Origin of the sequence: Enterobacter sp. A103 (assembly GCF_034427535.1) — a bacterium.
Classification (GTDB): Bacteria; Pseudomonadota; Gammaproteobacteria; order Enterobacterales; family Enterobacteriaceae; genus Enterobacter; species Enterobacter asburiae_B.
On the sequence record NZ_JAXQPQ010000002.1, the window covers coordinates 350,639 to 369,795 of the forward strand.

Annotated in this window: 14 protein-coding genes; 9 read left to right on the top strand and 5 right to left on the bottom strand. The window is 56.9% G+C overall.

What is annotated here, in order from left to right; all coding sequences use genetic code 11:
• The first annotated feature begins 85 nt into the window (after positions 1-85).
• Positions 86-1,042, top strand: a complete 957-nt coding sequence (locus SPH27_RS07100) for a VirK/YbjX family protein (protein ID WP_182072873.1) — start codon at positions 86-88, stop codon at positions 1,040-1,042.
• Here the strand turns inward: SPH27_RS07100 and SPH27_RS07105 are convergent.
• Positions 1,039-2,697, bottom strand: coding sequence for an ATP-dependent endonuclease (locus tag SPH27_RS07105; RefSeq protein ID WP_182072874.1), 1,659 nt, complete (start codon positions 2,695-2,697; stop codon positions 1,039-1,041). The two genes, SPH27_RS07100 and SPH27_RS07105, sit on opposite strands and share 4 nt — an antisense overlap.
• Positions 2,698-3,069: 372 nt before the next feature.
• Here SPH27_RS07105 and aqpZ point away from each other — a divergent pair, with 372 nt between their 5' ends.
• The 4 genes from aqpZ (at position 3,070) to hcr (ending at position 7,623) form a co-directional block, all read left to right on the top strand.
• The gene (gene aqpZ, locus SPH27_RS07110) at positions 3,070-3,765 is read left to right on the top strand and encodes an aquaporin Z (protein WP_014883193.1); all 696 of its coding nucleotides are present in this window, start codon (positions 3,070-3,072) and stop codon (positions 3,763-3,765) included.
• A 182-nt stretch (positions 3,766-3,947) separates the two neighbouring features.
• The gene (locus tag SPH27_RS07115) at positions 3,948-4,847 is read left to right on the top strand and encodes a lysine exporter LysO family protein (RefSeq protein WP_182072875.1); all 900 of its coding nucleotides are present in this window, start codon (positions 3,948-3,950) and stop codon (positions 4,845-4,847) included.
• 144 nt (positions 4,848-4,991) lie between these two features.
• A complete protein-coding gene (gene hcp, locus SPH27_RS07120) occupies positions 4,992-6,644 on the top strand; it encodes a hydroxylamine reductase (RefSeq protein WP_033145071.1) in 1,653 nt (550 codons plus the stop codon).
• A gap of 10 nt (positions 6,645-6,654) precedes the next feature.
• Positions 6,655-7,623, top strand: a complete 969-nt coding sequence (gene hcr / locus SPH27_RS07125; protein WP_182072876.1) for an NADH oxidoreductase — start codon at positions 6,655-6,657, stop codon at positions 7,621-7,623.
• 90 nt (positions 7,624-7,713) lie between these two features.
• Here hcr and SPH27_RS07130 read toward each other — a convergent pair whose 3' ends face one another.
• A complete protein-coding gene (locus SPH27_RS07130; RefSeq protein ID WP_033145069.1) occupies positions 7,714-8,148 on the bottom strand; it encodes a DoxX family protein in 435 nt (144 codons plus the stop codon).
• A gap of 151 nt (positions 8,149-8,299) precedes the next feature.
• Between SPH27_RS07130 and poxB the strand changes: the two genes are divergently transcribed.
• The 4 genes from poxB to SPH27_RS07150 all read left to right on the top strand — a co-directional run bounded on the left by poxB (position 8,300) and on the right by SPH27_RS07150 (position 13,611).
• A complete protein-coding gene (poxB, locus tag SPH27_RS07135) occupies positions 8,300-10,018 on the top strand; it encodes a ubiquinone-dependent pyruvate dehydrogenase (protein ID WP_039261536.1) in 1,719 nt (572 codons plus the stop codon).
• 38 nt (positions 10,019-10,056) lie between these two features.
• Entirely contained in the window at positions 10,057-11,058 is a 1,002-nt protein-coding gene (ltaE, locus tag SPH27_RS07140) for a low-specificity L-threonine aldolase (protein WP_322435621.1), read from the top strand.
• 10 nt (positions 11,059-11,068) lie between these two features.
• Positions 11,069-12,505 carry an SDR family oxidoreductase gene (locus SPH27_RS07145; RefSeq protein WP_182071452.1) on the top strand — a complete coding sequence of 479 codons (1,437 nt, stop codon included), beginning with the start codon at positions 11,069-11,071 and terminating at the stop codon, positions 12,503-12,505.
• A gap of 92 nt (positions 12,506-12,597) precedes the next feature.
• Positions 12,598-13,611: an NAD-dependent epimerase/dehydratase family protein gene (locus tag SPH27_RS07150; RefSeq protein WP_045354430.1), complete on the top strand. Its 1,014-nt coding sequence runs from the start codon at positions 12,598-12,600 to the stop codon at positions 13,609-13,611.
• A gap of 86 nt (positions 13,612-13,697) precedes the next feature.
• Here the strand turns inward: SPH27_RS07150 and SPH27_RS07155 are convergent, their stop codons facing one another.
• The 3 genes from SPH27_RS07155 to SPH27_RS07165 form a co-directional block, all read right to left on the bottom strand.
• A complete protein-coding gene (locus SPH27_RS07155; RefSeq protein ID WP_029739472.1) occupies positions 13,698-15,527 on the bottom strand; it encodes a chitinase in 1,830 nt (609 codons plus the stop codon).
• A 142-nt stretch (positions 15,528-15,669) separates the two neighbouring features.
• On the bottom strand, positions 15,670-16,122 hold the full coding sequence (gene iagB / locus SPH27_RS07160) for a type III secretion system invasion protein IagB (RefSeq protein ID WP_182071451.1): 453 nt from the start codon (positions 16,120-16,122) through the stop codon (positions 15,670-15,672).
• Between the two features lie 133 nt (positions 16,123-16,255).
• Positions 16,256-18,937 (bottom strand): glycosyl hydrolase family 18 protein, encoded by a 2,682-nt coding sequence (locus SPH27_RS07165; RefSeq protein ID WP_182071450.1) that lies wholly within the window; start codon positions 18,935-18,937, stop codon positions 16,256-16,258.
• Between the last annotated feature and the right edge of the window lie 220 nt (positions 18,938-19,157).

Here is a 19,157-nt window from a genome sequence, read left to right on the forward strand (position 1 = left end):
TCTCCGAAATCGCCCTAATTTGTTTACGAGACGTTGACATTTCCCCTGTTGAAATAGCGATATTCCAAAAGGATCAGGATCTACCATGTCTTCTATCGTCGATACATCACTTTCAAACCTGCCGCAGCCAAAAACCGGCTGGCAACTCTTCAAAAACCTGGCTTTTGGTGAGATCGCACCCGGGCTGGCATGGGAAAAAACCGCCTACCGACGTAAGTTCATGCTGCGTTCACTGGCGACACCGCTCAGCACCGCTCGCCTGCTGTCTGATCTTGCGAAACATCCGCACCTGATGCAAATGCTCCAGGTTCAGCCGGGGCTGCCGTGCCGCCTTCATCGTCCGTGGCTGACGGTCAATATGGATCGACAGCGTGCGCTGGAATCGCTGTCCTGGCACTATCAGATGATGTGCCGCCAGCTGCCGGCGACGCTGACTCAAGGTTACCTTTCAAAGCAGGGCGTGACTCTGCTGACCTTAACCGGAAAAGATGAACAGCAATTTACCGTCCGCCTGTGTGCCGACGCGTTTATGGATAAAGAGGGAGAAGCTACCCTCGTTTTCTGTGACAGTCAAAATACGGCGCTGGCGGAGATGACCTTTACGCTGTGCCAGTTTGAGGGAAAATCAACGCTGTTCATTGGCGGTTTGCAGGGCGCAAAAGCGCATGTTCCCCATGAGCTGATCCAGGGAGCGACAAAAGCCTGCCACGGTCTGTTCCCGAAACGTCTGCTGGTCGAGGCCGCAATGACGCTCGGCGCCGCGTTCCCGGTAGAACAGATTGTCGCCGTCAGTAACGATACCCATATTTATCGCAGCTGGCGCTACCGCAAGAAAAAAGAGGGCAAACTGCTGGCCGACTACGACAGTTTCTGGATCTCCATCGGCGGTGAAAAGCAGGACAACGGTAACTTTATGCTGCCGCTCGTCATGCCGCGTAAACCGATGGAAGAGATTGCCAGCAAAAAACGTTCCGAATATCGCCGCCGCTACGAACTGCTGGATAGCCTGATTCAGCAGGTGAAACAGGCGACCCAGCGCTAATCCGCTTTCCCGCGTGCCAGCCACAGCACGCGGGAGAACATCTTCCGCAGCAGGGTCGGTACCGCCTCCACGCCCCGCCTGCCAGCTTCTGTCGCCACTTCAATGGCTAAATCCGGTTTTGACGAACGGTGAATCGCTTTGGCGATCACCCGCCGCATGTTCATCGGGACATCGACCGGCACCATGGCAATTCGGTGAAAGACGTCGTCGAACCCCTGGCGATACATAAAGTGTTCCATGTCCATCGCGGGCAGCATGGTTAAATGGTCGCGCTCTTCCTCGCGCTCGTTATTCAGCAGGCTCCGCACGGTCGAGGCATATTTTTTACCCGCCTCATCACCGTCTACCAGCACGTGCCACTCGATCCCCATCCGGCGGGCAAATTTTATCAGCGGCTTTAATCCCGACTGCGCGAATTCGATCACCTTAATGCCTTCCGCATCAAAATGGTGGCCGCACTGGCGCGCCAGTTCGTTGATGACCCAGGTTTCCGTCTCCCCCTCCACCAGCAGCCAGCAGCGGGCAAAGAGCGACGACGCCCGGTTAAAGCGAATATGAAACGCGATGCGCCGCCCGTCTTCCGCGTTCAAACCGCCCGGCCCAAGCCGGAAAGCGGAGACGCGGGCGGATTCACGCACCAGGCGACAGACGTGTTCTACGGGCGTCAGGGATAATAACTCCCCAGAATTGGTGGTCGTGATGCGCTGGAGCGGCAGCAGGTTCAGCAGATGCCAGGCCACGGAGAGCATGATGGGATGCAGGCGCGTTTCCGGGTCTTCCACCAGCAGCAGCGGCCTGGCGTCCCGGTCCAGACGAACGGTGCCTTTGGCCTGCAGAAGCGTTGAAAACAGCCCCAGCAGAATCACCCGATGGGTGCGACCGCCGGGCCGGTCGATCATCCGGTTAATGATGTCGAGGTAACGCCAGCTTCGCTGCTCATCATGAGAGCGGCGGCGCATCAGACGGTGGCGCGATTCCGACGTGCCCTGCTCGGAAAAATAGTGCTCCAGGAGTTGCACCATTGCGGACAATCCCTGACGAATTTGACCATCGGTCAGATTCTGCGGACGCGACACCAGCTCTCTGGCCAGAAAATCCAGCTCGCGGGCGGTGACTTCCACTTCCGGCATATTGGGTACGGTTCCGTTACGAATACGCCGCATAAAGCGCGCATCGCGCAGGCGTAACACCGGCGTCAGGCGGATCAGGTGACGGGCCAGATCGTCGATATTGTCCAGCGGGATCGGGTTGGCTTTCTCATCGAGAAAATCACGCAGGGTGAGTACCCCTTCGTTCTCCGCCATCTCGCCTTCCAGCCGATAGAAAATCCGGTGGAAACCGTCATCGCAAGGCACCCAGCAGGGTGACAGCGGGCGGAAGCGACGCACGCGGTGACGTCCGGGCTCGGATTCGCGGAACGTCAGGATGATATGCAGATGCTTCTCGCGCCCCGTTACGTCGCCGGGCGGGAACCAGAAATCGTCGCGGACGAAGTGATACAGATCGTCTTCGGGCGAAAGCAGTAGCGTCAATGCATCCAGCAGGCTGGACTTACCCCACGCGTTCTCGCCGATCAGGACGTTGTTCTGCTCCAGCTGCAGCGACAGGCGGTTAATACCGCGAAACCCGACAATTTCCACACGTTCGAGAAGCATAAATCCCCCGCGATATGATCACTTTTTCCTTCAAGTAATCAGCAGTATAGCGGGATGCAGACGGGCTTGACACTGCAATCCGCATCCATAATCTGGCGGAAGCACGAAAAATTCAGAATTTATCCATCAGGTTTCATTTGAAATAACCCACATCTCACAAGATACTACCGCCCGCAAATTGGTCTATGCTCTATTTACCGCTGATTTGAACAAGGATTGACATCACATTGCCTTAAATCAAATTAATCGAATTTATTTAAGTGGCGAAGGGGTGTTGTTGGTTTTTAAAATACGGGCTCTTTGAGTCGTCATCCCTTTATGGCGATATATCCCGCGCGCGGGAAAGCGTGCGGATAATTATTTGAGGTGGTTATGTTTAGAAAATTGGCAGCAGAATGCTTTGGTACATTCTGGCTGGTATTTGGTGGCTGCGGTAGCGCCGTTCTGGCAGCAGCATTCCCGGAATTAGGTATCGGTTTTGTCGGCGTCGCGCTGGCGTTTGGTTTAACCGTATTAACCATGGCATTTGCCGTGGGACATATTTCCGGCGGTCATTTTAACCCGGCAGTGACGTTAGGTTTATGGGCGGGCGGCCGTTTCCCCGCGAAAGACGTAATTGGCTACATTGTGGCGCAGGTAGTTGGCGGTATTATTGCGGCGGGCGTTCTGTACGTGATTGCCAGCGGTAAAGCCGGCTTCGACGCGGCGGCCAGCGGCTTTGCCTCTAACGGCTTCGGCGAACACTCTCCGGGCGGCTACTCCATGCTGTCTGCCATCGTGATTGAAATCGTTCTGACCGCCGGCTTCCTGCTGGTGATCCACGGCGCAACGGACAAACACGCGCCAGCCGGTTTTGCCCCGATTGCCATTGGTCTGGCGCTGACGCTTATCCACCTGATTTCTATTCCGGTCACCAACACCTCCGTTAACCCGGCACGCAGCACCGCCGTCGCCATCTTCCAGGGCGGCTGGGCGCTTGAGCAGCTGTGGCTGTTCTGGGTGATGCCAATTATCGGCGGTATTCTGGGTGGCGTGCTGTATCGCACCCTGCTGGAAAAACGCGATTAATCTTTCCCTCCCTCTCCCCGTGGGAGAGGGCCGCGGTGAGGGCCACAGGCCGCACACCCCACATAGACACAAGCCGGGTAAGGCGTAGCCGCCACCCGGCTTTCTTTTGCCGCTTTACTGAACAGCCTTTATTGGGTAGTGTCACTGGCGTTTAACCGATACTCCAAAAGGACCGGCTGTTCATGTTTTCAGGACTCCTCATCATTTTGCTGCCCTTGATCGTGGGCTATCTTATTCCGCTGCATCGTGAATCCGCATTAAGGCTCATTAATCGATTCCTGAGCTGGATTGTCTACGTTATTCTTTTCTTTATGGGGATTAGCCTGGCATTCCTGGACAACCTGTCGGCGAATTTACTCTCCATCCTCCATTATTCTGTCGTCACCGTAGTGGTTATTTTGCTGTGCAATATTGCCGCGCTGCTGTGGCTGGAACGCACTATTCCATGGAAAAATCACCATCATCAGGAAAAACTCCCTTCACGAATTGCAATGGCGCTTGAATCATTAAAATTATGCGGCGTCGTGGTGATCGGTTTTCTTCTTGGGCTGACAGGTTGGGCATTTTTACAGCACGCGACAGAGGCCAGTGAATATACGCTGATCTTCCTGCTGTTCCTGATTGGTATTCAATTGCGAAATAATGGCATGACGCTGAAACAAATTGTCCTGAACCGTCGGGGGATGATGGTTGCCGTTATGGTTGTCGCCAGTTCAATGGTGGCGGGCGTCATCAACGCCTTTATTCTCGATCTGCCGCTGAAAACCGGCCTGGCGATGGCGTCCGGTTTTGGCTGGTACTCCCTCTCCGGTATTCTGCTGACCGAATCATTCGGCCCAGTGATCGGCAGCGCCGCCTTCTTTAACGATTTGGCGCGAGAGCTGATTGCCATCATGCTGATCCCGAGCCTGGTTCGGCGCAGTCGTTCTACCGCGCTGGGCCTGTGCGGCGCAACGTCGATGGACTTTACCCTGCCGGTACTACAGCGCTCCGGAGGTCTGGAGATGGTGCCCGCGGCTATCGTGCACGGCTTTATTTTAAGCCTGCTGGTTCCTGTTCTGATGGCCCTCTTCTCTGCCTGATACTTCTTTGGCGGTAGGTTTCCTGCCGCCAAAATTGCGCTAAATCAATCTCCCTCTATTTTGTAGCAGAAAGCCCTTTTCTCCGTTCTGGCACAGGCATAACCTTAAACATGTATATTAAATATAACTTTAACAGGTGTGATTATGTTTTGTGTGCAATGTGAACAAACCATCCGTACCCCGGCAGGCAATGGCTGCTCTTACGCACAGGGTATGTGCGGCAAAACCGCAGAAACATCTGACCTGCAGGACCTGCTGATTGCGGCCCTGCAAGGCCTTTCCGCATGGGCGTTCAAAGCCCGCGAATACGGCATTGTCGACCACTACGTCGACAGCTTCGCCCCGCGCGCGTTTTTCTCCACGCTGACCAACGTTAACTTCGACTCTCCGCGCATTGTCGGCTACGCCCGCGAAGCGATTGCCCTGCGTGAGGCGCTGAAAGCCCAGTGCCTGAAGGCGGATGCCTCCGCTCGCGTGGAAAACCCGATGTCAGAACTTCAGCTGGTCAGCGACGATTTGGGCGACCTCCAGCGTCAGGCGGCAGAATTCACCCCGAATAAAGACAAAGCGGCGATTGGCGAGAACATTCTCGGCCTGCGCCTGCTGTGCCTGTACGGCCTGAAAGGCGCTGCGGCCTATATGGAGCACGCACACGTTCTGGGTCAGTACGACAATGAGATTTATGCCCAGTACCACAAAATCATGGCGTGGCTGGGCACCTGGCCTGCCGATATGAACGCGCTGCTGGAATGCTCAATGGAAATCGGCCAGATGAACTTCCGCGTGATGAGCATTCTGGATGCCGGTGAAACCAGCACCTACGGCCACCCGACGCCGACGCAGGTCAACGTCAAGGCAACCGAAGGCAAGTGCATTCTGATTTCCGGTCACGACCTGAAAGATCTCTACAACCTGCTGAAGCAAACCGAAGGCACCGGCGTTAACGTTTATACCCACGGCGAAATGCTGCCGGCGCACGGCTACCCGGAACTGCGTAAATTTAAGCATCTGATCGGTAACTACGGCAGCGGCTGGCAGAACCAGCAGGTTGAGTTCGCCCGCTTCCCTGGCCCTATCGTGATGACCTCTAACTGCATCATCGACCCTACCGTCGGCGCGTACGATGACCGTATCTGGACCCGCAGCATTGTCGGCTGGCCGGGCGTGAGCCACCTTGAAGGCGACGATTTCGGTCCGGTTATCGCCCAGGCGCAGCAGATGGCGGGCTTCCCGTACAGCGAAATCCCGCACCTGATCACCGTCGGCTTTGGTCGTGAAACCCTGCTCGGCGCCGCTGATTCGCTGATCGATCTCGTCAGCCGTGAAAAGCTGCGCCACATCTTCCTGGTCGGCGGCTGCGACGGCGCGCGCGGCGAGCGTAACTACTTCACCGATTTCGCCACCAGCGTGCCGGAAGACTGCCTGATCCTGACCCTGGCGTGCGGCAAATACCGTTTCAACAAGCTGGACTTCGGCGACATCGAAGGTCTGCCGCGCCTGATCGATGCGGGCCAGTGTAACGATGCATACTCGGCCATCATTCTGGCGGTCACCCTGGCGGAGAAACTGGGCTGTGGCGTGAACGACCTGCCGCTGTCGCTGGTGCTGTCATGGTTCGAGCAGAAAGCGATTGTCATCCTGCTGACCCTGCTCTCTCTCGGCGTCACCAACATCGTGACCGGTCCGACCGCGCCTGGCTTCCTGACGCCGGACCTGCTGGCGGTGCTGAACGAAAAATTCGGTCTGCGTTCCGTGACCAACGTTGAAGATGATATGAAACAGCTGCTGAGCGCGTAAGGAGTTATTCATGACCATGCCAACCTCACAATGCCCGTGGCGGATGCAGGTTCATCACATCCATCAGGAGACGCCGGATGTGTGGACGCTGTCGCTGCTGTGCCACGACTACTATCCGTACCGTGCAGGCCAGTACGCGCTGGTCAGCGTTCGCAATTCGGCGGACACGCTGCGCGCCTACACGATCTCCTCCACGCCGGGCGTGAGCGAGTACATTACGCTCACCGTCCGCCGCATTGACGACGGCGCGGGCTCTCAGTGGCTGACGCGGGACGTCAAGCGCGGGGATTACATCTGGCTGTCTGACGCGCAGGGCGATTTCACCTGTGACGACAAAGCAGACGATAAATTCCTGCTGCTGGCGGCGGGCTGTGGCGTAACGCCGATTATGTCGATGCGCCGCTGGCTGGCGAAGAACCGCCCGCAGGCCGACGTGCAGGCGATCTTCAGCGTCCGTTCCCCGGAAGATGTGATTTTTGCCGGGGAATGGCGTGATTATCCGGTGACGCTGGTGGCGGAGCACAACGCGACCCACGGCTTTGTGCCCGGTCGCCTGAGCCGCGAGCTGCTGCAAAGCGTGCCGGATATCGCGAACCGCACCGTGATGACCTGCGGCCCGGCGCCGTACATGGATATCGCGGAGAAAGAAGTGAAAGCGCTTGGCGTGACCCGCTTCTTCAAAGAGCAGTTCTTCACGCCGGTGGCGGAAGCGGCAACCAGCGGCATTACCTTCACCAAACTGCAGCCTGCGCAGACCTTCTTTGGCCGCGTGGGAACCACCCTGCTGGAGGCGCTGGAAAGCAACCAGGTGCCGGTAGTGGCTGCCTGTCGTGCGGGCGTGTGCGGCTGCTGTAAGACGAAGGTGGTTTCCGGGGAGTACACCGTCACCAGCACCATGACGCTGTCCGACGCGGAAATTGCCGAGGGTTACGTGCTGGCGTGTTCTTGCCATCCACAGGGCGATCTGGTCCTCGCATAAACGGTAATCGTTCGATCGTAGGCCCGGTAAGCGTCAGCGCCACCGGGCTTTTTGTCGGGTGACACTGCGTTTACCCGACCTACAACAACCTCACCGCCACGCGGGCGCTTTACCCAGCGCAAACCGCCCCGCCCCTAAAAACGCGACCGCCAGCGAGCCGATAAAGAAGTACACCAGGCTTTCAATCGCCCATGCGCCTACCTTATCGAGGGCGAGCGTTTCACCCATTCCCACCATCAGCCACGCCACAATCATCGTAAAGGCCAGCACCAGCGCGGCCGGACGCGTAAAGAGCCCGACAATAATCAGGATCGGCGCCACCACTTCGCCAACCAACACGCCGTAGGCGATAAATCCCGGCAGCCCTTTTTCCACCAGCATGCCGCTGATAAAGCCCACGCCGCCAAAAAGCTTGTGTAAACCGTGAAAAAGCATCAGCCCGCCGACGGCAAGTCGTAACAAGAGTTTGCCAAGATCGTCGCACGATAGCTTTTCATTAACAGCGATTAACAATGATTTAACCATTTGAAATAATTCCTGTTTTTACTGAGGTAACACCAGATTATGCCGAATAGTTGCGCGTGAAAAGCACCTTTTAATTGGGGGCATGCGACGGGCAATACGGAGACTTTCTTCTAAGCTTGTATGCGATATCACAAAAAGGAGATGGACAACCATGAAACAAACCGTGGCTGCATATATAGCGAAAACGCTCGAACAGGCTGGCGTGAAACGTATCTGGGGCGTGACCGGCGATTCCCTGAACGGACTTAGCGACAGCCTCAACAAGATGAAGACCATCGAATGGATGCCCACCCGCCATGAAGAGGTTGCCGCCTTCGCCGCAGGTGCTGAAGCACAGATCACGGGGGAACTGGCCGTCTGCGCCGGCTCGTGCGGTCCCGGCAACCTGCATCTGATCAACGGGCTGTTCGACTGTCACCGCAATCACGTGCCGGTGCTGGCGATTGCCGCCCATATCCCCTCTTCCGAAATCGGCAGCGGCTATTTTCAGGAGACGCATCCGCAGGAGCTGTTCCGTGAATGCAGCCACTATTGCGAGCTGGTTTCATCCCCGGAGCAGATCCCGCAGGTGCTGGCGATCGCCATGCGCAAGGCCGTGCTGAACCGCGGCGTTTCTGTGGTCGTTATCCCGGGCGATGTGGCCCTCAAGGCCGCGCCGGAAGGGGCCAGCACCCACTGGTATCACGCCCCGCAGCCGGTGGTGACGCCTGCGGAAGAGGAGCTGAAAAAGCTGGCTCAGCTGCTGCGTTACTCCAGCAATATCGCCCTGATGTGCGGCAGCGGCTGCGCGGGCGCGCACAAGGAGCTGCTTGAATTCGCCGGTAAGCTTAAGGCCCCCATTGTTCACGCCCTGCGCGGCAAAGAGCACGTCGAGTACGACAACCCCTTTGATGTGGGGATGACCGGTCTGATCGGTTTCTCCAGCGGCTTCCACACCATGATGAACGCCGACACGCTGATCCTGCTCGGCACCCAATTCCCGTATCGCGCGTTCTACCCGACGGATGCGAAAATCATTCAGATTGATATCAACCCAGCCAGCATCGGCGCGCACAGCAAGGTTGATATGGCGCTGGTGGGCGACATCAAATCCACGCTTGCCGCCCTGCTGCCGCTGCTTGAAGAAAAAACGGACCGCAAGTTCCTTGATAAGGCCCTGAGCGACTATCGCGACGCCCGCAAGGGGCTGGACGACCTCGCCAAACCGAGCGACAAAGCGATTCACCCGCAGTATCTGGCGCAGCAGATCAGTCATTTCGCGGACGACGACGCCATCTTCACCTGCGACGTGGGCACGCCAACCGTCTGGGCGGCACGCTATCTGAAGATGAACGGCAAGCGTCGACTGCTCGGCTCGTTCAACCACGGCTCGATGGCCAACGCCATGCCGCAGGCGCTGGGCGCAAAAGCGACGGCCCCGGAGCGTCAGGTGGTAGCGATGTGCGGCGACGGCGGGTTCAGCATGCTGATGGGGGATTTCCTGTCGGTGGTGCAGATGAAGCTCCCGCTGAAAATCGTGGTCTTTAACAACAGCGTGCTGGGCTTCGTGGCGATGGAGATGAAGGCCGGAGGCTATCTCACGGACGGCACCGAGCTGCACGACACCAATTTCGCACGCATCGCCGAGGCCTGCGGCATCACCGGTATTCGCGTGGAGAAAGCCTCAGAGGTAGACGAAGCCCTGCAGCGCGCATTTTCCATCGACGGCCCGGTGCTGGTGGATGTCGTCGTCGCCAAAGAAGAGCTGGCGATCCCGCCGCAGATCAAGCTTGAACAGGCCAAAGGCTTTAGCCTGTATATGCTGCGCGCCATCATCAGCGGGCGCGGCGACGAGGTGATCGAACTGGCAAAAACCAACTGGCTCAGGTAAAACATTTCGCATGACCTCTTAAAATAAAGGGATGTGAAATGATTGATTTACGCAGTGATACCGTAACCCGCCCGAGCCGCGCCATGCTCGAAGAGATGATGGCCGCCCCGGTCGGGGATGACGTCTACGGCGATGACCCAACGGTTAACAAACTGCAGCGTTACGCGGCAGAGCTGAGCGGCAAGGAAGCCGCCCTGTTTCTGCCAACCGGCACGCAGGCTAACCTGGTGGCGCTGCTCAGCCACTGCGAGCGCGGGGAAGAGTATATCGTCGGCCAGGGTGCGCATAACTATCTCTACGAAGCCGGCGGCGCGGCGGTGCTCGGCAGCATTCAGCCGCAGCCGATTGACGCTGCGCCGGACGGCTCCCTGCCGCTCGATAAAGTCGCGGCGAAAATCAAAGCTGACGATATTCACTTCGCCCGCACCAGGCTGCTCAGCCTCGAAAACACCCACAACGGCAAAGTGCTGCCGCGCGAATACCTGAAAGCAGCGTGGGAATTCACCCGCGAGCGCCGGCTCGGCCTGCACGTTGACGGCGCGCGTATCTTTAACGCCGTCGTGGAGTACGGCTGCGGGCTGAAAGAGATTGCGCAATACTGCGACTCGTTCACCATCTGCCTCTCTAAAGGGCTGGGCACGCCGGTGGGTTCTCTGCTGGTGGGCAACGCGGACTATATCAAGCGCGCCAACCGCTGGCGCAAAATGACCGGCGGCGGCATGCGTCAGGCGGGTATTCTGGCGGCTGCCGGGCTGTATGCCCTGAAAAATAACGTGGCGCGTCTGAAGGACGATCACGACAATGCCGCGTGGATGGCGGCGCAGCTGCGCGAGATTGGCGCCGACGTGATGCGCCACGACACCAACATGCTGTTCGTACGCGTGGGCGATGACCGCGCCGCCGCGTTGGGTGAGTTTATGAAATCACGTGGCGTGCTGATCAACGCCTCACCCGTTGTGCGCCTGGTCATGCATCTCGACGTGAGCCGCGAACAGCTGGCGGACGTGGTGAAACACTGGCAGGCGTTTTCACAGCGATAAGGAGCATCACGTGCCGCAACGAATTCTGGTGCTCGGCGCCAGCGGGTACATCGGTCAGCATCTCACCGCGGCGTTAAGCCAGCAGGGACACCAGGTGCTGGCAGCGGCACGCAACACCGAACGCCTGCAAAAGCTCAGTTTGCCTGGCGTCACCTGCCACAGCGTTGACCTCAACTGGCCGAAGGAACTTCCCGCCCTGCTGGAAGGGGTCGACACGCTTTACTACCTGGTGCACAGCATGGGCGAAGGCGGGGATTTCATCGCCCACGAGCGGCAGGTGGCGATGAACGTTCGCGACACCCTGCTGCAAACCCCGGTGAAGCAGGTCATTTTTTTAAGCTCGCTCCAGGCGCCCGAACACGAGCAGTCCGATCACCTGCGCGCCCGCCAGCTGACGGCTGACACCCTGCGCGGGGCGAATATCCCCGTCACCGAACTGCGCGCCGGGATCATCGTCGGCGCAGGCTCCGCCGCCTTCGAAGTGATGCGCGATATGGTTTACAACCTGCCCGTACTCACGCCGCCGCGCTGGGTACGCTCGCGCACCACGCCGATTGCGCTGGAGAATTTACTGCATTATCTGGTGGCCCTGCTGGATCACCCGGCGGAGCAACACCGCGTGCTGGAGGCGGCAGGCCCTGAAGTGCTGAGCTATCAGGAGCAGTTCGAACATTTCATGCGCGTCAGCGGCCGCCGCCGCTGGCTGATCCCCATCCCCTTCCCGACCCGCTGGATTTCGGTGTGGTTTTTGAATGTGATCACCTCGGTGCCGCCGACGATCGCCAAAGCGCTGATCCAGGGGCTCAAACACGATTTACTGGCGGACGATCGCGAACTGCGGGCACTCATTCCCCAGGACCTGATCCGCTTTGACGATGCCGTGCGCAATACGCTGAAAGAGGAAGAGCAGCTGGTGAACTCCAGCGACTGGGGCTACGACGCCCAGGCGTTTGCCCGCTGGCGGCCGGAGTACGGCTATTACCCGAAACAGGCGGGCTGCACGGTGAAAACTTCCGCCAGCCTTGCAGATCTGTGGGAAGTCGTGAACCAGATTGGCGGCAAAGACGGTTATTTCTTCGGCAATATCCTCTGGCAAACGCGCGGAGCAATGGATCTGCTGGTGGGGCACAGGCTGGCAAAAGGCCGTCCGGCACGCCCGTATCTTGAGGTGGGCGACGCGGTCGACAGCTGGAAGGTCATCATCGTCGAGCCGGAAAAACAGCTGGCGCTGCTGTTCGGTATGAAAGCCCCGGGGCTGGGCCGACTCTGCTTTACCCTGAAAGACAAAGCCGATTGTCGTGAACTGGACGTCCGCGCCTGGTGGCATCCGCACGGAATGCCGGGTCTGTTCTACTGGCTGTTGATGATCCCCGCCCACCTGTTTATCTTCCGCGGGATGGCAAAGCGGATTGCGCAACGGGCAGAACAAAAGACGGAAAAGATCTAAATAAAACTCTCTTTCTTTCACCTTTCCCATTGCATAGCGCCGTAATTCACGAAAGAATGCGCACGAAATTCTTTTCAACACAGTGGATTGATATGAAGGTACTGGTTACCGGGGCGACCAGCGGCTTAGGCCGAAATGCGGTCGAATTTCTGCGCAACAAGGGCATCAGCGTCAGGGCTACCGGTCGCAACGAAGCGATGGGAAAACTGCTGCAAAAAATGGGCGCGGAGTTCGTCCATGCTGACCTGACGGAGCTGGTCTCCTCTCAGGCGAAAGTGATGCTCGCCGGTATCGACACGCTGTGGCACTGCTCCAGCTTCACCTCCCCGTGGGGTACCCAGGAAGCCTTCGATCTCGCCAACGTGCGGGCAACCCGCCGTCTGGGCGAATGGGCCGTTGCCTGGGGCGTGCGTAACTTTATTCATATCTCGTCACCTTCACTCTATTTCGACTATCACCACCATCGTGACGTGCAGGAAGATTTCCGTCCCGCTCGCTTTGCCTGCGAGTTTGCCCGCAGCAAGGCGGCCAGCGAAGAGGTGATCGACCTGCTGGCACAGTCCAACCCGCATACGCGCTTTACCGTGCTGCGCCCCCAGAGCCTGTTCGGGCCGCACGACAAAGTGTTTATTCCGCGCCTGGCGCAGATGATGCACCACTACGGCAGCGTGCTGCTGCCGCGCGGCGGCGATGCGCTGGTGGATATGACCTATTACGAAAACGCCGTTCACGCCATGTGGCTGGCAAGCCAGCCGGACTGCGATAAGCTGATCTCCGGTCGCGCCTACAACATCACGAACGGCGAACCCTGCACGCTGCGCAGCATCGTGCAGCGTTTAATTGACGAGCTGCAGATCGACTGCCGCATCCGTTCAGTCCCTTACCCAATGCTGGATATGATTGCCCGCAGCATGGAGCGTTTTGGCAGTAAATCGGCCAAAGAGCCTGCGCTGACGCATTACGGCGTATCGAAGCTGAACTTTGATTTCACGCTGGATATTTCGCGGGCGGAGAACGAGCTTGGGTACAAACCGATCGTGACGCTGGATGAAGGGATTACGCGTACGGCGGCGTGGCTGCGGGATCACGGGAAGCTTCATCGGTAGATCGGGTCCTGCATTTTTACGATAAGAAAAAAAACGGCAACCCGAAGGTTGCCGTTTGTCATTTTGCTGTTTTGCTGTTTTGCTGATTACAGCGCAGTCCACGCGTCCTGCCATGCAATCCCTTTACCTGGCTCGTAGTAGGATGGCGCGTTATTGCACCAGCCGCTGTACGGATAAGGTTTGCACTGGAACAGCTGGCCGCGGTTGTTAACGATATCGCCTGCTTTCCATTTGGTTTTGGAGGTCCAGGTCGGGTAAGTCCCGGTCTGGCCGCCGTTGGTCTGCTTAGCCTGTACGTTCAGCGTATAGGTAGTGGTGCTGCTCAGCTCGCCGTCACTGACGGTAAGGTTGATCGGGTACTGCGTCGCCGCCGCCACTTCCGGTGCGTTGAACGTAATAATCGCTTTATCATCGCCGCTTACGGTCTGGCCGTTCGGAGCCGTCCAGGTATAAGTCAGGTGGTTACCGTCTTCGTCGGTCGAGCCAGACGCGTTCAGAGAAACAGATTTACCCGCTTCAACCGCCCCCACCGGACCGGCGATTTTTGCTACCGGCGCATGGTTTACCGGCGCTGGCGTATTATCTTCCGGAGCCGGGGTGTTATCGTCCGGCACCGGCGTGGTGTTGCCTTCGTCCGTTGGGTCGACAGGGGTCGGGGTCGGAGCTGGCGTGACGCTACCGCCGTCGGAAGTCCCGTCTTCACCCACCACGTTGACGTTGAAGTAATGCTTCACGCATTTGGTGTAGTCACCCTCTTTAAAAGCGCTGAATGGCGTCTGGTAACCCACCAGCTGGCAAGAGTAGGTCTGGCCTGACGGGGTATCCGCGCTCCATCCCCAGTCCTGTTCCCAGTAGATCTTCAGCGCGCCGGCACCGCCTTCGTCGAACTGCTTCATGTTGGCGCAGCCCAGCACTTCGTTAGACGGAACAGGCACCTTCAGGTAGTTGGCAAACTCTTTGTAGTATTTGATACGGTTTTGAGACTGGGCGATCTCAGTCGGGCCACCGCACTCCACGCCGCCGTTGATGATCTGCGTGGTCACGCCGAAGCCCGGAACCAGACCATTCGCCTTATCGTGATCGTTCGGCTGCCAGGTGCCGTCGATAACCTGCAGCATGCTCGGTTTTGGCGGCTGCGGGTAGGCGAAGAAGAAGATCGCGGAAGCAAGGTTCAGCCAGGTGTCCGCCACCAGCTCAGGTTTGTCCAGCAGTACGCGGACGTCGCCGTACATCGCTTCAGAGAACGGGCCGTAGTTGTAGTTATAGGAGAGCTGTTTCGCACCGCGACCAAAGTAGCTAACGAAATCACCATCTTTGTCTTTACCGCACGGCCAGGTCTGCCCCTGCCAGACATCCGGGTTACATTCGCCGTTATAGCCGCCCTTCTGACCTTCGCTCCAGCCCATCTCACGCACGTAAACCAGCGCCTGACGCCACTCGGCTTCCGGACGCCAGGACTCGTGGCCGCCGGTTTCCTGCGCGAAGTGCGCGAACATGGTTGCAAGAGACTTACGGCAGATGGCATCGCTGTTACGACCATCGGTATAGGTCTGGCACAGTGCCGGGAATTTACCGACCGCTTTCAGGAAGTTGCTGTAGGTATATTCCGGCGCACGCAGTGGGAAGAGATATTCCCAGTCGCTGGCCTTGATAATCCCTTCCACGCGCTTGACGTTTTCCGGGTTTGTCGATTTACCCGGCTCAATTTGTTCCACCAGGCTGTTGTCCAGCGTGCGGATGGTTGACTTCACTGAAGCCATCAGCGGGAAGTTGGTCAACTCCTGCTCTTTCTTCTGCAGATCGCTGGCCTTAACGGTGTAAGGTTCGCTGCTGGCCTGCAGCTGGGTTGCCTGAGCCATAAACGGTGCAACACATGCGCCCGCAATAAGAACACTGAGTAATGTTCTTTTGTTCATGTCAATGGTCCTCTTAATTATATTAAGGGTATATAAAAGTTAATTTGTTTCGCGGTTTATTTATTAATCATTTAATAAATAAACCCGGGAGCAGTTTTCGTTTTATGAAGAACACCAGTCGGTACTCTTCAAAAAACAAAAATCAATAATAATAACGGTTACGGGTGCTACGTTTTAATTTCTGATATTTATTCCAGACCTTACGGGCATAGACCATACGCTGCGGGTAATTCTCTTTTTTCAGACCCGCGTTATAGGCGCCGACCGCCTCCCAGCTATAGCCATAAACTTTAATCATTCCGGATAATATCGATGCGCCAACCATAATCGAGGTGCAGGGCTCGGTAATTAACCGGTACTCATTAATGCCTTTTCGCTCCAGCTCGGAAAAATGTGAACTATTAATCTGCATCAGGCCGACATCACGCGTTCCATCATTATTCTGTCCAATCGCATTGGGATTCATTCCCGATTCAACATTAGCAATGGCATACAACAGATAAGGATCCACATGGTAATAACTGGCGGCTTTATCCCAGCAGTTGGCAAAGACGCTATGGCTTATTATCAGCAACAATAAAAATAACGTTTTCATTTTCAGTCCGGCTCTTTTTCATTGTCTCCTTACGCGCTTATCACTCTGTTTCCTGATTTACGGTCCACGTCCGTCGCGGGACGTGGACCGTGATGGCGGGCAAGTTACTTACCCGCATCGTTATGGCTGTGACTTACTGGCAGTCAGCCGCAGGGCCTTTTTTCACCCATACATCGCTGCTACCGGGTTTATCACCCTTCGTCCACCATTTCGCGGTGTAGGAGTAACCGTTGTAGGTAGTGGTGTCGCCGCCGTTATAGACCACGTCGGAGCGCCAGTTGAATTTCACCTGACTTACCAGCTCCCATGCATCCACACCGAAGCCCGGCTGGTTGCCCTGAGTCCAGTATTTTGCTTTCCAGACCAGGTTGTCGAAGCTGACGGTATTGCCCGCGTTGTAAACCTTGCTTGCACTCCAGGCAGCGTATTTGCTGGCGTTGGCGTCAACAGGCTTATCGCAGCTACTGGTGGCAGAACCTTCGTCAGACGGCGTGTTGCCTTCATCGGAAGGGGTATTGCCTTCGTCAGACGGCGTTTCAGCCGCTTTAGGCGTTACCGTTACCTGTACGTTAGTCTGTACGCTGGACTTGCCATCGCTTACCACCACGGTCAGCGTGTAAGTTGATTCCGCATCCACGTCCGGCGCGGTGATGTTCAGGTTCGCGGTGTCTGCGCCTGTCGCCTGCATATTCGCAGGAACGCTCCAGGAGTAGGTCAGCGCGTCGCCATCAGGATCGTTAGCCTGAGCGTGCAGAGAGTAGCTCTGGCCCGCTTCCAGCGTCACGGCTTCCATCTGGTTCACGACCGGCGCCTGGTTTGCTTTCGGCGCTTTGTTCACGACCTGGACGTCAGCGGTGCTGCTCAACCCTTTCGCGTCAGTGACCGTCAGGCGGAACGCCAGAGTCTGGTTACTGGTGACAGCGGCAACGTTGAAGGTCGCTTTCGCTTTGGTGCTGTTGGTGAGGGTCACCGACGGGCCAGAGATCTGCGTCCACTTGTAGGTAATGGCATCGCCATCCGGATCGGTAGAAGCCGAACCATCCAGGGTCACCGTCGCCGGACCGGTTACGCTCTGGTCAGCGGAAGTCGCTACCGGCGCATGGTTGGTCACCACCGGATCAACCGGCGCAGCGCCGCCTGTCAGGCTTTCATTCATCGCGTTCAGAATGTCTCCGGTATCGGAGTCGATAGACCAGGCAAACAGACCGCCCAGGTTTTTCGCCAGCACATACTGACCTTTCGCCGTTGCGGAACGCGCATCCTCATAGGTGATCAGATCGCCGGTGGTTTTGTTAAACAGATACGGCGCTTCAGCGGTAGCATCATAGTTGTATTCCCAGCCCGGTTTGCCTTTGTACTCGTTAACGATCTGACGATAGTCAACCACGCCCGGTTCCCAGGTCCCTTTCACCATGCCCGTTGCCGTGCCGGTGAACGGATTGTTATTGCTGTAACCGTGAACACCGGTCCAGCCGCGACCATACATGGCCGTCCCCACGACAATTTTGCCGGGCTGTACACCCTGCGCCAGCAGCGCATTGACGCCGTTTTCGGTGGTGTAATTGGTATCCGGTTTGTTCGCCGGCGCACGCAGTGCCGCCTGGTGACCCAGATCGGTGTTGCTCCAGCCGCCGTAGAAGTCGTAGCTCATCAGGAAGATGTGATCCATGTACTGCTGGGCAGTCGTGTAATCAACGTCTTCAATTTTGTCGCTGCCTGAACCGATTGCGGAGGTCAGTTCAAAGGTACGGCCGGTTTCGGCTGACAGTTCATTCATCATGGCGCGCAGTTCGCGCATCAGTGCGGTATACGTCTCTTTATCCTGCTGCGGGTTGCCCAGCGTTTCGTTCTGACCGCCGCCGCCCGGGAATTCCCAGTCGATGTCCACGCCGTCGAAGAATTTCCAGGTTTTCAGGAAATCTTTCACGGAAGCCACGAAGCGATCGCGGATCGCTTTGTCATGCATTTTGAAGAACGGATCGGAGAGGGTCCAGCCACCGATAGACGGCAGCACTTTCAGCCCTGGATTGGCTTTCTTCATTGCCATCAGCTGGCCGAAGTTGCCTTTGTAGGGCTCGTCCCAGCTGTCGAGGCCAGTCCGGGATTCCTGCAGTGCGGCCCACGGGTCGTGAATCGCCACCTGGAAGTCCTGACGGCCCGCACAGGCGCGCTTCAGCGCTTCGAAGCTGTTACCCCCTTCGATGGTTTTCAGGCTGTCGTTGATGCCATCGCCGCCGCAGATTGGAATGAAGCCATACAGAATGTGGTTAAGGTTAGCTGCCGGGATTTTATCCACCGGGAATTTACGGTCATAAACGCCCCACTCAGGGAAATAGGCACCGACCACTTTATCGGTATGCTTAGAGAGGGTTTTATTATTTTCCTGCATGGTGGTATTAAGCGGCAGCAGATGGCTACCGTCGGTATCCGCGACGATAATCAGTTTGCTGGCGCTGGTGCTGCACCCGCTGGCGTTGCAGAGTTCAACCGTTTCCTGATAGCGACCGCCTTTGGTCACTTTAAATGTTGCCGTGCCGGACATGCTGCCTGCACCGGTCCAGACGGTTTTGCCGTCGAGCAACACTTTCGCTGAAGTCGGCGCCGCGCCGCTCCAGACATCCCACTGCACTTTAACATCGGCGCCATCATGGACTTTGACGAGGTTGTTGTAAGCAGTAGCAGACTGATCAACTTCGACAATGGCAAATTTATCATTACCACTGGCGATAGTTGCTTTACCTGGCACGGCTGCGAACACCGGGCTTGCAGCCGCTGCAACGAAGAGTGCCAGATATTTAGGCTTCAGAAATTTCATTATTTGATCCTGATAATACGATTTGTGAAATTAAATACCCATGCTTTTCCATTAAACATGGACAAACGTTATTTACTGATAAATTAATCGTGAACGTTTCTGGTTCGCGAAAGACCTGCTTATTATTGCGCTGTACCTTCCTCCACTCATAAACTTCGACAAATGTTTTATTGCGTAGAGAAGAATACAGTGGGGAATTTATTTTCGCCTTTCATTCCCC

Coding starts and splice junctions, on each gene's coding strand:
- SPH27_RS07100 (WP_182072873.1), top strand. CDS start 86: ATGTCTTCTATCGTCGATACATCACTTTCAAACCTGCCGCAGCCAAAA.
- SPH27_RS07105 (WP_182072874.1), bottom strand. CDS start 2,697: ATGCTTCTCGAACGTGTGGAAATTGTCGGGTTTCGCGGTATTAACCGC.
- aqpZ (WP_014883193.1), top strand. CDS start 3,070: ATGTTTAGAAAATTGGCAGCAGAATGCTTTGGTACATTCTGGCTGGTA.
- SPH27_RS07115 (WP_182072875.1), top strand. CDS start 3,948: ATGTTTTCAGGACTCCTCATCATTTTGCTGCCCTTGATCGTGGGCTAT.
- hcp (WP_033145071.1), top strand. CDS start 4,992: ATGTTTTGTGTGCAATGTGAACAAACCATCCGTACCCCGGCAGGCAAT.
- hcr (WP_182072876.1), top strand. CDS start 6,655: ATGACCATGCCAACCTCACAATGCCCGTGGCGGATGCAGGTTCATCAC.
- SPH27_RS07130 (WP_033145069.1), bottom strand. CDS start 8,148: ATGGTTAAATCATTGTTAATCGCTGTTAATGAAAAGCTATCGTGCGAC.
- poxB (WP_039261536.1), top strand. CDS start 8,300: ATGAAACAAACCGTGGCTGCATATATAGCGAAAACGCTCGAACAGGCT.
- ltaE (WP_322435621.1), top strand. CDS start 10,057: ATGATTGATTTACGCAGTGATACCGTAACCCGCCCGAGCCGCGCCATG.
- SPH27_RS07150 (WP_045354430.1), top strand. CDS start 12,598: ATGAAGGTACTGGTTACCGGGGCGACCAGCGGCTTAGGCCGAAATGCG.
- SPH27_RS07155 (WP_029739472.1), bottom strand. CDS start 15,527: ATGAACAAAAGAACATTACTCAGTGTTCTTATTGCGGGCGCATGTGTT.
- iagB (WP_182071451.1), bottom strand. CDS start 16,122: ATGAAAACGTTATTTTTATTGTTGCTGATAATAAGCCATAGCGTCTTT.
- SPH27_RS07165 (WP_182071450.1), bottom strand. CDS start 18,937: ATGAAATTTCTGAAGCCTAAATATCTGGCACTCTTCGTTGCAGCGGCT.